The 12823-nt window shown below is 49.5% G+C and carries 12 protein-coding genes; 6 read left to right on the top strand and 6 right to left on the bottom strand.

Annotated features, from left to right (window positions below; all coding sequences use genetic code 11):
* Window positions 1-18 precede the first annotated feature (18 nt).
* Genes QZQ97_RS05600 through fabD (QZQ97_RS05585) form a run of 4 tightly spaced genes read left to right on the top strand, consistent with a single transcriptional unit; the run spans window position 19 to window position 5415 of the window.
* Entirely contained in the window at window positions 19-849 is an 831-nt protein-coding gene (locus tag QZQ97_RS05600) for a hypothetical protein (RefSeq protein WP_311992619.1), read from the top strand.
* A gap of 40 nt (window positions 850-889) precedes the next feature.
* On the top strand, window positions 890-2338 hold the full coding sequence (locus QZQ97_RS05595) for a PfaD family polyunsaturated fatty acid/polyketide biosynthesis protein (protein WP_311992618.1): 1449 nt from the start codon (window positions 890-892) through the stop codon (window positions 2336-2338).
* An 18-nt stretch (window positions 2339-2356) separates the two neighbouring features.
* On the top strand, window positions 2357-4231 hold the full coding sequence (fabD, locus tag QZQ97_RS05590) for an ACP S-malonyltransferase (protein ID WP_311992617.1): 1875 nt from the start codon (window positions 2357-2359) through the stop codon (window positions 4229-4231).
* 44 nt (window positions 4232-4275) lie between these two features.
* On the top strand, window positions 4276-5415 hold the full coding sequence (fabD, locus tag QZQ97_RS05585) for an ACP S-malonyltransferase (RefSeq protein ID WP_311992616.1): 1140 nt from the start codon (window positions 4276-4278) through the stop codon (window positions 5413-5415).
* 512 nt (window positions 5416-5927) lie between these two features.
* Here the strand turns inward: fabD (QZQ97_RS05585) and QZQ97_RS05580 are convergent.
* From QZQ97_RS05580 to QZQ97_RS05570, 3 genes are all read right to left on the bottom strand, one after another.
* The gene (locus QZQ97_RS05580) at window positions 5928-6536 is read right to left on the bottom strand and encodes a class I SAM-dependent DNA methyltransferase (RefSeq protein WP_311992615.1); all 609 of its coding nucleotides are present in this window, start codon (window positions 6534-6536) and stop codon (window positions 5928-5930) included.
* 142 nt (window positions 6537-6678) lie between these two features.
* Window positions 6679-7077 carry a hypothetical protein gene (locus tag QZQ97_RS05575; RefSeq protein ID WP_311992614.1) on the bottom strand — a complete coding sequence of 133 codons (399 nt, stop codon included), beginning with the start codon at window positions 7075-7077 and terminating at the stop codon, window positions 6679-6681.
* 67 nt (window positions 7078-7144) lie between these two features.
* Entirely contained in the window at window positions 7145-7741 is a 597-nt protein-coding gene (locus QZQ97_RS05570) for a hypothetical protein (RefSeq protein WP_311992613.1), read from the bottom strand.
* 556 nt (window positions 7742-8297) lie between these two features.
* Between QZQ97_RS05570 and QZQ97_RS05565 the strand changes: the two genes are divergently transcribed.
* Window positions 8298-8429: a hypothetical protein gene (locus QZQ97_RS05565; protein ID WP_311992612.1), complete on the top strand. Its 132-nt coding sequence runs from the start codon at window positions 8298-8300 to the stop codon at window positions 8427-8429.
* Between the two features lie 170 nt (window positions 8430-8599).
* Here QZQ97_RS05565 and QZQ97_RS05560 read toward each other — a convergent pair whose 3' ends face one another.
* The 3 genes from QZQ97_RS05560 to QZQ97_RS05550 form a co-directional block, all read right to left on the bottom strand.
* Window positions 8600-9307, bottom strand: coding sequence for a GNAT family N-acetyltransferase (locus QZQ97_RS05560; RefSeq protein WP_311993874.1), 708 nt, complete (start codon window positions 9305-9307; stop codon window positions 8600-8602).
* 94 nt (window positions 9308-9401) lie between these two features.
* Window positions 9402-10355 carry a 2-hydroxyacid dehydrogenase gene (locus QZQ97_RS05555; protein ID WP_311992611.1) on the bottom strand — a complete coding sequence of 318 codons (954 nt, stop codon included), beginning with the start codon at window positions 10353-10355 and terminating at the stop codon, window positions 9402-9404.
* Between the two features lie 120 nt (window positions 10356-10475).
* The gene (locus QZQ97_RS05550) at window positions 10476-11489 is read right to left on the bottom strand and encodes a LacI family DNA-binding transcriptional regulator (RefSeq protein ID WP_311993873.1); all 1014 of its coding nucleotides are present in this window, start codon (window positions 11487-11489) and stop codon (window positions 10476-10478) included.
* A gap of 345 nt (window positions 11490-11834) precedes the next feature.
* Here QZQ97_RS05550 and QZQ97_RS05545 point away from each other — a divergent pair, with 345 nt between their 5' ends.
* The gene (locus QZQ97_RS05545; protein ID WP_311992610.1) at window positions 11835-12758 is read left to right on the top strand and encodes a substrate-binding domain-containing protein; all 924 of its coding nucleotides are present in this window, start codon (window positions 11835-11837) and stop codon (window positions 12756-12758) included.
* Window positions 12759-12823: the final 65 nt, after the last annotated feature.

Raw genomic sequence — 12823 nt, 5'->3', positions numbered from 1 at the left:
CAACTGATGAGGATTTCGATGTCATTGCACCTATTTAAAAGAAAGTTCGCCGCCGTCGCGGTTTTTTCTTTGCCATTGATGGCATTCAATACGTATGCAGATACCCCTTTGTCGAAACCGATGGGATTTAGCCAGGTGCTGACCTTTATGGGCTCCGGCGTCATTAATATCACCAAGAGCGAACCTTTCCCCGGGGTGACCGGGTGTCTGGGAACCCTATGCACCAGTGACTATTTCTACAGGCATATCATGGGATTTAATGAGCAGCAGGTGGCGCAAAAAAGAGAAGACGCCATCGCTTATTTTAACCAGGAATTCGGCATTGATGTAAAAACGCTGGTCGCACAAAAACGCATTGAATTGAAACCTTATACCGGCAATCCGGATGGCGAGTATCGCTTGTACTCCGTCGCCGGGATGGAATTACCTGCCGCCGGGTGGATTGTGCGTGACGGCGGCTTCTACATTACGGTTCTCGATAACGGCGGTATTCCGCTGGGCGGGCGCCATAACGGCGAAAAGGCCACGCCAAAAAATCAGATGTATTACGGAAACTACAATATTCTGGCGACCAGCTCCCCGCATCAGCTAAAAGAAATCGTGATCAGTTATGAGTCGAACGAAATGGCGGTGATCTCCCCGGATGGCCTGCGTACAACCTTTAATACCCGCACGCACAATGAACTCTGGGGGGAAGGCCAGAGTTACGTGAGTTACGAGTTTAAATTGAATGCCGACAAAACGGTTTTAACCAATGGTCGGGAAGTCATGACGTTTGCCAAATATCCGGCGACAAGAGACTTTCCAGACTATCCATCCTTTGCCATGAAAGGGGATGCCTACCGTTAAGGCTTTCCTGACTGCCTGAGTAAGTGAATGAGAGGCAATAATGACCTATGTGAAAACTCTGGCGGAACGCCGCCAACACCTGCCGCATTCTGAGGCAGGCGAAGGACGGCAACTGGCTCAGGCTGAGCGGTTGGGAAGTGCGGCGTTCCGCCAGGACTATGGCGTTAAATACGCCTATTCCAGTGGCTCAATGTATCAGGGAATTGCATCCCGCAAACTGGTCGTGACGATGGCCCGGGCCAGGATGATGAGTTTCTTCGGTTCGGGTGGGCTAAGCCTGCCGCTGTTGCAAGAGGCCATTTTAGGCATTCGGTCTGATCTGAACGGAGAGTCATTCGGCATGAACATGCTTGCTGACTATGAGTTTCCGGAAAAGGAAATGCGCCGGATTGAATTGTTCCTGGCCCATGATATTCGTTTTATTGAAGCCGCTGCTTATATTGCGATTACGCCTGCCTTGGTTCTTTACCGGCTGCGCGGTATTCACCTGGGGAAAGACCAACAGCTGGTCATTCCCCATATGCTGATGGCAAAAGTTTCGCGCCCTGAAGTCGCCGAGGTTTTTGCCAATCCGGCGCCGCCTGATGTCGTTGCCCAGCTCTACGCACAAGGGTTGCTGACGCCGCAAGAGGTGGAGCTGGCACCGCGGGTTCCCATGGCCCAGGATATTTGCGTCGAGTCAGATTCTGCCGGCCATACCGATCAAGGCAATGCATATGTTCTTTTTCCGGCCATTGCCCGGCTTTGCCGGGATATTTCGGCCCGGCAAGGCTATCAGAAACCGCTCAGAGTCGGGGCTGCCGGTGGCATCGGCACGCCGGAAGCCGTGATGGCGGCCTTTATGCTGGGGGCTGATTTTATCATCACCGGTTCGGTGAATCAGTGCTCGGTAGAGGCGGCGACCAGTGACGAAGTGAAAGACATGCTGCAACACATCAATATTCAGGATACCGACTATGCACCGGCCGGCGATATGTTTGAGCAGGGCGCCAAAGTGCAAGTGCTTAGGCGTGGCGTGTTTTTCCCCGCTCGCGCCAATAAGCTTTACCAGCTTTATCAGCAATATAATTCGTTGGATGAGCTGCCGCTGGCGATAAAAAATCAGCTTGAAGGTAAGTATTTTAAACGGCCGCTATCCGCCGTCTGGGAAGACGTGAAGCAATATTATCAAGCTCGCCGCCCAGAAATGCTGGAAAAGATAGAAGGGCAGCCGCGGCGTAAAATGGTGGCTGTCTTCCGCTGGTATTTTGCTTACAGCTCGCGGTTGGCGCTAGCCGGCGATCCGGAAAACAAGGTTGACTACCAGGTGCATTGCGGGCCGGCGTTGGGCGCCTTCAATCAATGGGTAAAAGGCTCCGCTTATGAAGACTGGCGTAACCGCCACGTGGATGAAATCGGGGAAATATTGATGCAGGAAGCCGCCTCGATGCTGTCGGCAAAGATCAGTTTGCTCAAAAGCGATGTTTCACCTTCTTACTCATATTCTTAAGCGGATGGCGCAGAATTTATGAAAACAGTCTATACCTTTCCCGGTCAGGGATCGCAGTATCGCACGATGGGTTATGGCCTCTTCGAACAATTTCCTGAGCTGGTGACGCAAGCCAGTCAGGCTCTCGGGTATGACATTGCCGAACTTTGCATCAAGGATCCGCAGCGCGTTTTAAACCAGACACAGTACACCCAACCGGCGCTCTATACCGTAAATGCACTCAGCTACCTGGAGCGCAAAGCGCGCGGCGCCGCGCCGCCGGATATCCTGGCCGGGCACAGCCTGGGAGAATATAACGCGCTGTTTGCCGCCGGCGCTTTTGACTTTATTACCGGACTTAAGCTGGTGCAAAAGCGCGGGCAACTGATGAGCCTTGCCCCCAAGGGGGCTATGGCCGCCGTGCTGGAAATCAATGTCGCTGATATTGAACGCATCCTGGCCGAAAGCGGTTTTCAGCACGTTGACATCGCCAATATCAACTCCCTTCAGCAATGCATCATATCCGGCGCTTATGATGAAGTGCTGGCGTTAGAGCCTCGTTTTCTCGAGGCTGGCGCACGCTTTGTTCAATTAAATGTCAGCGCGGCGTTCCATTCACGGTTGATGTCGGATATCGAAAGGGAGTTCGCCGATTACCTGACGCAGTTTACTTTCCAGCCTTTATCGATTCCCGTTCTGTCAAATGTTACGGCCCGGGCTTATCCCGGCACGGATTATCAGACGCTGCTGACCCGGCAAATATCCAGCCCGGTTCGCTGGTATGAGTCTATCTCCTGGTTGCTGGCGCAAGGCTGTGATGACTTTGCCGAAGTGGGCCCCGGCGATGTGTTAACGAAACTGCACCAACGCATTACCGAAGCGCCAATGCCGATTGCACAACCTCAAGAAGCCACAACGCGGCAGGCGTACCCCAAGGGTTCTCCGCCGGCTACGCCGCCCAAGTTCGTTTTTATGTTCGCGGGCCAGGGGAGCCAGTACTATCAGATGGGGCGGGCTTTTTATCATTCCGACGGCCATTTTCGCCAGACGATGGATCGCCTTTGCCACAAGGTTTATATGCTCAGCGGGGTGAACCTGCTGGAACAACTCTATAGCGAACGTGATGCCGCAGCTGAGTTTGACGATATCCGCTATACCCACCCGGCGCTGTTTTGCTTTGGGTACAGCCTGACTCAGATGTTGATAGCCAGGGGCATCCAACCCGCCGCAGTGGCCGGCCACAGTTTGGGGGAATACATCGCCGCCGTGGTCGCCGGGATGCTCCGGCTGGACGATGCGCTTCGGCTGGTCGTTGAACAGGCGAATTTGCTGGAGCAACATGTGCCGGCAGGAGGATTGGCCGTCGTGTTTGCTTCGCCGGACATTTTTCATCGCACCGCAGATGTCTTTTCTCGCTGCACGCTGGCCGGTGTTAATTTCGGCAAAAACTTCTTCATCTCGGGCGAACAGAGCGCTGTCGCCAGTGCGATACAGAAGCTGACGGAACAAGATATTTTGTCCTTGTCGCTGCCGGTCAGGTATGCATTCCATTCAGCTTCGATCGATGCGATCAAACCCTCATACCAAAAATTACTGGATAAAACGCCATGTTTCGCGCCAACGATGCCCGTTTATTCCTCGGTACTGGGGCGTCCCGTCGGCGCGATGCAACAAGCTGATGCCCAGGGTTATTTATGGCAAGTCATCCGAGACAAGGTCGAGTTTTCCACCCTGGTCGATTCAGTATTTTCCACCATGAGCGACCACTTTTTTATTGATGCCTCCGCCACTGGCAGCTTGTCCAACTTTTTAAAGTATTCGCAGGATTTTACCGGTCGACACGGTTATGTCTTAAACCCGTTCAGTGACGGGATGACATCGCTTGAAACTCTGTTATCGCAGGTGAAGGCGTAACAGGGGTGGTGGCTAAAAGATTCAATGAGAAGGAGTGTACGACTATGCCAATTCGAGTTTATATGTTCCCGGGACAGGGCTCCCAGCAGCCAGGAATGGGGCGAGAACTGTTCAGTCAGTTCCCTAATTTAACCCGTATTGCCGACGATATATTAGGCTATTCTATCGAGCGCCTTTGTCTTGATGACCCTGATGGCGAGCTTAATAAGACCCAATACACTCAGCCTGCCATTTATGTAGTTAATGCATTGTCTTATTACAAGAAACGGCAAGAGACCGGTATCCAACCGGATTTTGTTTTAGGGCATAGCCTGGGGGAGTTCAATGCGTTGCTGGCCGCAGAGTGCTTTGATTTCGCCACCGGCTTGAAGCTGGTGAAGAAACGCGGCGAATTAATGGCGCAGGCGGCGGGCGGCGGCATGGCTGCGGTGCTCGGGGTAAGTGAAGCGAAACTGCGGGCATTCTTGACTGAGAGAAAACTGGATACCATTGATTTAGCAAACTTTAATACTCCCTCGCAGATTGTAATTTCCGGTCGGCGTGACGATGTCACAAAAGCGTTAACTGAATTTGAGCAGAGCGGAATGCGGTGTGTTCCTCTGAATACCAGCGGTGCTTTTCATTCCAGGTTGATGCGGGACTCAATGGATAAATTTGAAAGTTACCTGCAAAATTTTCAGTTCTCAGCATTGAAGATCCCTGTCATTGCCAATACAACGGCACGGCCCTATGAAGATGACACGCTGTTAACCTGCCTGGCGCAACAAATCGCCAGCCCGGTGCGCTGGACCGCAAGCATTCAATATCTGATGAGCCTGGGTACACCTGAATTTACCGAGCTGGGCCACAGCGAAGTGGTCAGTGGCCTGGTCGAAAAAATCAAAGCAGAAACGACAGAAGACGAGTTGCAGGCAATTAGGTTACAACGTCACGGAAATGACGCCATCAAGGAAGTCGCCGATGCGATTGACAGGGTTAAACACAGCGCTACTACGCTGGCGCCTGCCGAGAAAATTGCTCAATGGAATAGCCGGTTCACGATCGGGCAAAGGGTGCATTCCACTATTTTGAACGCAGAAGCGGAAACCCGAACCGAGGCTTTGTTGCTGTTCCAACATCGTGCGGCAATCTACCTGAAAGGTTATAACGGTTACTTTGAACTCGATGAGCTAAAGCCGGTTTGACGACACGACATGGCGGCAACGTTTACGCGAAACGGCCGCCATGAACATGCCACGCACAAAACAGGCCGTTTTTTGGTGCGTTTTGAGCAAATCTGTGGGTAGCAAAAGAGCCGAATGCTTTCATATTTCACGTAGCGCGATCAAAAAAAGCAGGGGTTTTAATCCAAGCAAGTTGGACGTTCGATACCAGCGATCCTGAGTGGCTATTCATCAAACCGTTTCATTTTCGAAAAACTGTGTGCAGGTAGAGTCGCCATGGATAGAGAAGGGACAAACAGGTCGGCACATCTATTAGTATTCACTGGCGACTGTGACCAGGCACACGAGTTAGCCCTGAGAACATAACGCACATGAACAAAAATCTACTTGTCTGATCTATCGTGATGGGGAAGACAATCATGAACAATGAACTCATGCATGCTATTTAACATAATATACATTATGCGCACCTAGATAAGGATACGTAGATTCTGAGGTTTTGGCCTTTATCATGACCTTATCCACATCCTGCTTCAGATCGTGCTTTGCGCTAGCCATACTGTTCGTCCACCGCATTCAGGATCTTCGAAAACCATCTTCACAACGCGAAAGCCATTTTCATGCAGCAACTGCCGATACTCTGCCGGCGCCAGGCTTGAATGATATAATGGCTCACCTTCAAATGTGCCAATCGCTTCGCCATCACTTGTGCCACTGGTAAACATCAATGCTGCTTTGCTGCCAGCATGCTTGCGGAAGACTTTGAACATCTGACGTTGGTCATTACGAGTAAGATGAAAAAAACTGTCCCAGGCAATCAGCCCACCAAAGGTTTCATCCAGTGCCAATTCTCGCATATCTATCACTCGCCACTGCTGATGCGGAAATGTCTTCAAGCATGAGTCGATCATCGATCCTGAGCTATCAATTCCCAGCACGGCAAAACCTTGTCGAATGAAATATTCAGCGATCGGCGTTCCATTACCACAACCGATATCCAGGAGCCTTGCATTTGCCGGTACCAGGTTCAGGAATCTGTCCAGCCATGGCCGTTCAAACAGATCGGTTGTCCGCAACCTTTTCCAGGTTTCAGCATGCTGTTCGTATAAGGTGATGATCTTCGCGGCCGCAGAATGCGTCATTTGCCCTCTTCTTTTTGATCGCGCTACGTGAAATCTGAGAAAGATTGGCATTCTCTGCCTTACAGAATGCGTCAATATTTACCGGTAAAATCATACTCAACAACCAATTTTTGAACTGGCGAACGCTAAGATTCTGCTTTTCTTAAAGATCCGTTTTAGAAAAACTCTTGCTGCTACCCATTGAATCATTAATAGTTAACTTATCAGCGGTGAGCGAATACGTTATTTCACCATCTGCCGGGTCCGTACGCCAGCGTCCTATGTAATTCCGATTATTCGGCTCTGCTCCAGAACGCCACATTATTTGATTATCGCCTGTCAACTTGCAACCGAAACCCCATAGCGAACCATCTGTAGGTCGTTTATAACTAAGTTCAAAATCACCGGATTTAAGCATTTTTACTTTAATGATTTTTGGATCACGACCCATGATTGTACTTATAGCTGCCTTACATATCTTACTTGCCGTAAAATCAGCAGTCGGGGCTGCTTGGAGCTGGTTGCAAAAAACCAACCCTAACAACATGATTGTTTTTTTCATATATCCACCATCTATTCTTGTTAAGATTAGCTTTTCCGTTTGAATAACTGCAATAAACCTTTAACGGTTACATCCAGTTGACTGCCTTCATCATACAAAGCATTTCGCGTAATGCTGGTTCAATGAATTTATTTACAGCAGAGTTGTCCCACGAATTATCAATCCCTTTGTTTATTCTAAATAAAAATTGAGTTTTTGTAGTGTAATTTATTGCTTGCCCTGGCCAAGTGGCTCTATTCCCATCTGCAGAGTAATGATATTTGCAAGCATAGATTTTTCGAAACTCATTACCTATTGATGTTCCTCTGATCATTGCATCCAAGCCGCTCGAAATTATATAATGGTATAGTTCCAAGCCATGCTGCTTAGCGTAAGAATTGATTCTCTTGAACCAATCTTCAACTCCGGGAAATAAAGGTATAGCTGCTCCATGCTTAATGAGATTGCTTGAGCTTAGTTCATCTGAATTAATAGAATTTGCTTTCTCTGCAAGAAGTCCTAAATAAGACAGTATTTCATCCCCGTCATCATTCTTTGCTCGCTGCTTCACTAAACTCCAGAAATCGGCAACATCATCAATGCCCAATGCAGGCATTAACCCATGTTGAGCACAATCACCTTCCGCTAATGTCCCATCAAAGTCATAAATTAATGCACATTTCATTGCTTCACCTTTAAAAGGAAATTTTTCTTAACTCATGCTAAGGTAACGAGCTCAGTTCATGCCCTTCACCCAACTCTTATAAATGAATCCGTAGCCTCTCAGAGGCTACGGTTGTTCACATATAGATAGCTTCCATATTTTCCTAATAACTGATACGATCATCAGATCTTCTATTCCATCCAACACCATACTCTGGCACCTAATTATTTTTCACCCCAAATGGTGCTGTAATCCGTTAACCAACAAGGCCACTTTAGCAGCATATGCGATTATACAGCATAGAACATTGTGTGCCGATCATTTAGGCTTACTTTAGATTTAGAACACGACATTTGAACGTAGTAACTAAGGGTGACATTTCAACTTCGGGTAGGTATAAGAACCCATACGTAGATTAGCCCCATTAATTTGTAACAATATTCCGATAATGTGACGAACTTCAATGTTCAGCCAAAATACTAATTGAATTAGCTTTAGGTTACCCCCATTACCTTTTTGATAGTCTCAGCGAAGCTATCACCCTCCTCTTTAGGCATTTATGTGTAACGGAGATGTTATGGGAATCAAACCTGGGCCAAAACCGATAGCTAAATCGACCGGAAAAGAAGATAAACGACAACGAGTAACGCCAGAAAATAAGCCTAAGCATCCTGGCTTAAAAGAACATGATCATAAAACAGGTGAATAAAACCTTTATTTTGTGCAATAACCTCTTCAACCGGTAAGGTCCCAGACCCTGCCGGTTTTAACTAAAACCATGTCAGTCAAAATGGCACAGCTCCAGATAACTATCGATGACTTTCAATCCAACATTCAAAGCCAGTCGGAATGTGGATTGTGCTGTCTAAGGGCGCGTCTTCAAGGCTTGTTGCTTAGAAAAAACGTCTCAAGCCTCAGCTTCTGTACGCCGTCTTCAGTGAAATTTTCAGGTGAAAGCCAGCCAACTAGAGACTTCTCAATGACCGGCCATTCAGTATCTATAACAGACAACCAGTCGGTATCACGGTTACGCTGTTTACGGGTCATGGCTTGACGAAATCTCCCTTCAAATATGAACCCCATTCTCTCGGCTGCCTTCCTTGAAGCCTCATTCAGTGAATCACAACGCCATACAACCCGGCGATAACCCAGAGAAAAGGCGTTATGCAGCAACAAGTAAATGGCCTCAGTTCCCATGGCAGTTCTTTGCATAAGCGGTGACCAAGTAACATGCCCTATTTCCAGCGCACCGTTAACCGTATCCATACAGCTAAAGCAGACAACCCCAACCGGGGCTGCACTTTTTATGTCCGTCACGACCCATGAAACAAGGTTACTGTCTTCGATTTTATTCTTAAGCCAAGACATCATTTCCTCTAGACAGGCCGGCCTTTCGGCGGCAAGCCAGGTCCAGTCTCTGTCATCCTCTGCCATAGAAAATGCATGGAATAGACCCTCGCAGTGGCTTATCTCAAGGGGCGAGAGATTACAGTATTGGCCGTTAAGCGGGCTATGGTCCGGGAGAGATACCGGCTGCCACTCAGGCAAGGAAAAGCCAACTGGCTGACCATAAATATTTGTATTCAACACGTTCACCTTTTGTTTTTTCAGCGATTTTGGGCCGGCAGATTTCGCCAAAATAGGTCGTTTAGATACTGCAAATTAACACGTCTGGCCCTCATTAAGTGACATTGTCACCTGAAATCACCTGCGTGAACAGCGGTTCGGCCAGGAAATGTGCACACAGATTATCAATAACCAACTGGACCGTTGCAGCAATAGCTTCGGGAGAGCGCCCGGCGATATGCGGCGTTAAAATAACGTTGGTTAGCTGCGCAAGTTCCGGCGGCACATTGGGTTCACCCTCTACCACATCAAGAGCCGCACCGGCGATACGTTGATGTTGAAGGGCGCGGATAAGCGCCGGTGTATCCACCACGCTACCACGCGCAATGTTGATCAGAAAGCCGTTTGGACCCAGAGCATCAAGCACCTCCGCGTTAACAATGTGGCTGGTTTGCCTGCCGCCGGGGGTTGCGATCACCATAAAATCAGCCCATTCGGCCAGGGCAACCGGGCTTGTACAATAGCCATAAGGCGTATCGTTACGCGGCTGGCGGTTGTGGTAAGCCACGGGCATCTCAAAGCCCCTGGCCCCGCGCTGGGCAATCTGCATGCCGATGTTTCCGAGGCCGAGGATCCCCAGTTTTTTGCCGAAAACCATCGGGCGCGGTTGCCGTGCTTGCTTCCATTCCCCCCGGCGAACGGCTGCATCGGCCTGAGGGATCCCACGGGCAATGGCCATCAGCAGCGTTATCGCATGGTCGGCAACCGAAGCATCATTGGTGCCGGGGCCATGCGTCACGACAATACCCCGCACCTGCGCGGTAGCGAGATCGATATTTTCGTAGCCCGCACCGAGTGCACAGATAATTTCAAGCGCCGGCAGCGCGGATATGTCGTCTGCACTGAGCCCAATGGAACCGTTGGTCAGCACAGCCTGCACATCGACCCTTGGTTTTTGCGCAATCCATTCCGCAACCGAGCTGACGGCATGGACAGTAAAACCCGCCAGTTCAAGCCGGGCATGATGTTCGCGCGCAAGTTCAACCAGTATCAGAAGATGGCGTTTCATAGAAAAGGTTCCGGCGGCAAGAAAGGCTATCGCCAGAATACCGCGCCGGTGCGCGGACCTTAAGTCGGAAAGTGCTGATTACGAATCTGCGCCTCGGTTCGCTGTGATGAATGGCCACCCTTAGCTTGGCGTAAGCCCTTTTTTCAGGTGTGACGCCCTTATGCGCAATTCTCCCTGACGCCACTCACCTTCTGGCGTGACGCGTTCATCGATAAGGCGATTCAGCGCTTCCGCGATAAGACGATCAAGCCGCTGGCTGTAACTGGTCAACGCCCAGCTTGGCGCGCTGGCCTCGTCGATATCGTCAAAACCCACTACGGCGATTGCGGTTAACGGACCTTGCCTTAAGGCTTCGAGAGCTCCCAACGCGAGGACATCGTTTTCACAAAATAGCGCATCGACCTGCTCGTTAATTGGGGTTGAATGCATGTAATCGGTCATCAGCTGAAAGCTGCATTGCCGATCATAATGTCCGGCGGTTAATACCTGATCCAGGTGCAGACCCGCAGCCACCAGAGTGTCTCGATATCCTTCCATTCGCAGCAAATGGCTGCTTAGGGTGTCAGGTCCTTTCATGTAGCCAAATCGCTGATGCCCTTGAGCGATCAACAGGTTGGCGATCTCTCTACCAGCCTGATAACCGTCAATGTTAACAATATCAATGTGTTTCCCTTCGGTGTTGCGGCACACTTGCACCAAGGGGATCTGATGCAAGTCTTTCGCGATCGCAGACCATTCTTCCGTCAGAGATGTGCCCAGAAACAAGATGCCATCTACCTGCAACTGGTCGGCCAAGGACATTGCCGCCCGGTAGTTCTCCCCAGCGGTAATATTAAGCAAAAGTGCCATATACCCCCGGGCTTGTAGTTGTTTCGTCACCACATCGAGCATCATCATCGAATGCGGGTTTTTCAACTCATCAATTGCCACCCCAATAATGTGGGTCTTTTTTTGAGACAAACTGCGTGCCAGGAGATTGGGCCGATAGCCCAGTTCTGAGGCCGCAGCCAATACGCGTTCACGCGCCTGCTCCGAAATGGAAGCGCCGGGGATGAAAGCGCGCGATACCGTCCATTTCGATACCCCCGCCTTTTGGGCAACGTCGCTGGCGGTGGCTTTATGGCGTTTTATCACTGTTTTTGTCATATACCTGTATCCGAAGGTTGAAAGGTGCATCCTGCATTTGAGCATGGCTTTCTCGATTGTTTTTATTTTTGCACCCGATTGCAAATAGAAATTGCAATCGGGTGCAAAAAGTAACGGTTTTGTGACAAACTGCGCCCTTTCCGCTTTTGCTCTATTGACCAAATTTTGACTCTGTATGAAATTTAACTCACCGTTCAGGATGGCTCTAAGATATTCGCAGCTTTTTTTTACCCCTAATTGCACCCGGGTGCAGGAATGGGTAAAAAACAGAACGCGACTGCGCCATTCACTGTGCTTTGCCATAACAACAACCTTCCCTTACAGGATACTAAGATGAAAAAAACAAGACTGCTGTTGATGTTATTGAGCTCGATGTTGGTTTGTACCGCTCAAGCAAAAACCAACCAGGTCGGCGTAGCTCTGGCTAATTTCGATTTAAATTTTATTTCGATATTACGGACTCAAATGGCCCAGGAGCTGGAAGCGCAGAAACTGAAAGGACAGTTTTCTGATGCCAAAGGCGATGTGGCTTTACAGGTGCAGCAAGTCGACGACCTAATCAATCAAGGAGTCGATGCCATCATTCTTAACCCTGTAGATACACAAGGCGTTAAGTCGATGATCGTCGCCGCCAGACGCGCCAATATTCCCTTGATATTTGTAAACCGTAAACCGGAAGTGAAGCTGGAAGGCGCAACGGCTTACGTGGGTTCGGATGCTGCATTAAGCGGCACCCTCCAGATGGAAGCGCTGGCGAAAAAAATGAACTACCGAGGCAATGTGGCAATACTTATGGGCGCCCTATCCAACGAAGAAACACGCGAGAGAACCCGGGCTGCGGAAGCTGTTATCGCCAAATACCAGGAAATGAAAGTGGTGGAAAAGCAAACGGCAAAATGGCAGCGCAATGAGGCTGTTGATGTGGTGTCCGGTTGGTTATTAAACGGCCTGCCTATTGACGCTATTGCCGCCAATAACGATGAAATGGCCATTGGCGCAATCATGGCGCTAAAGCAGGCCAAAAAGACCGGTGTTCTGGTTGCCGGTATTGATGGTACGCCCGACGGCCTGCAATTTATCAAGAATGGTGAAATGGCCGTCACCATTTTCCAGGATGCCAAAGCCCAGGCGACAGGTGCTGTGAAAGTGACAAGGGCTATGTTGGATCACGAAAAAACAGAGGCGTATAACTGGGTACCTTACGAGATCGTCACCAAAGAAAATTTCCAAAAATTCGCACAGATTAGTCAGAAATAACTCCTGTACCAAAGACCATCAAACATCCGTTTTTTAACCCGAACTGCACCCGGGTGCAGTAATGA

It is taken from the genome of Serratia sp. root2, from assembly GCF_031931805.1.
GTDB lineage: Bacteria > Pseudomonadota > Gammaproteobacteria > Enterobacterales > Enterobacteriaceae > Serratia > Serratia inhibens.
The sequence above is the reverse complement of the archived record's forward strand: the minus strand, read 5'-3'. Positions and strand labels throughout refer to the sequence as shown.

Bases quoted from the DNA above. Each gene is read 5' to 3' on its own strand.
- QZQ97_RS05600 (WP_311992619.1), top strand. From the start codon at position 19: ATGTCATTGCACCTATTTAAAAGAAAGTTCGCCGCCGTCGCGGTTTTT.
- QZQ97_RS05595 (WP_311992618.1), top strand. From the start codon at position 890: ATGACCTATGTGAAAACTCTGGCGGAACGCCGCCAACACCTGCCGCAT.
- fabD (WP_311992617.1), top strand. From the start codon at position 2,357: ATGAAAACAGTCTATACCTTTCCCGGTCAGGGATCGCAGTATCGCACG.
- fabD (WP_311992616.1), top strand. From the start codon at position 4,276: ATGCCAATTCGAGTTTATATGTTCCCGGGACAGGGCTCCCAGCAGCCA.
- QZQ97_RS05580 (WP_311992615.1), bottom strand. From the start codon at position 6,536: ATGACGCATTCTGCGGCCGCGAAGATCATCACCTTATACGAACAGCAT.
- QZQ97_RS05575 (WP_311992614.1), bottom strand. From the start codon at position 7,077: ATGAAAAAAACAATCATGTTGTTAGGGTTGGTTTTTTGCAACCAGCTC.
- QZQ97_RS05570 (WP_311992613.1), bottom strand. From the start codon at position 7,741: ATGAAATGTGCATTAATTTATGACTTTGATGGGACATTAGCGGAAGGT.
- QZQ97_RS05565 (WP_311992612.1), top strand. From the start codon at position 8,298: ATGGGAATCAAACCTGGGCCAAAACCGATAGCTAAATCGACCGGAAAA.
- QZQ97_RS05555 (WP_311992611.1), bottom strand. From the start codon at position 10,355: ATGAAACGCCATCTTCTGATACTGGTTGAACTTGCGCGCGAACATCAT.
- QZQ97_RS05545 (WP_311992610.1), top strand. From the start codon at position 11,835: ATGAAAAAAACAAGACTGCTGTTGATGTTATTGAGCTCGATGTTGGTT.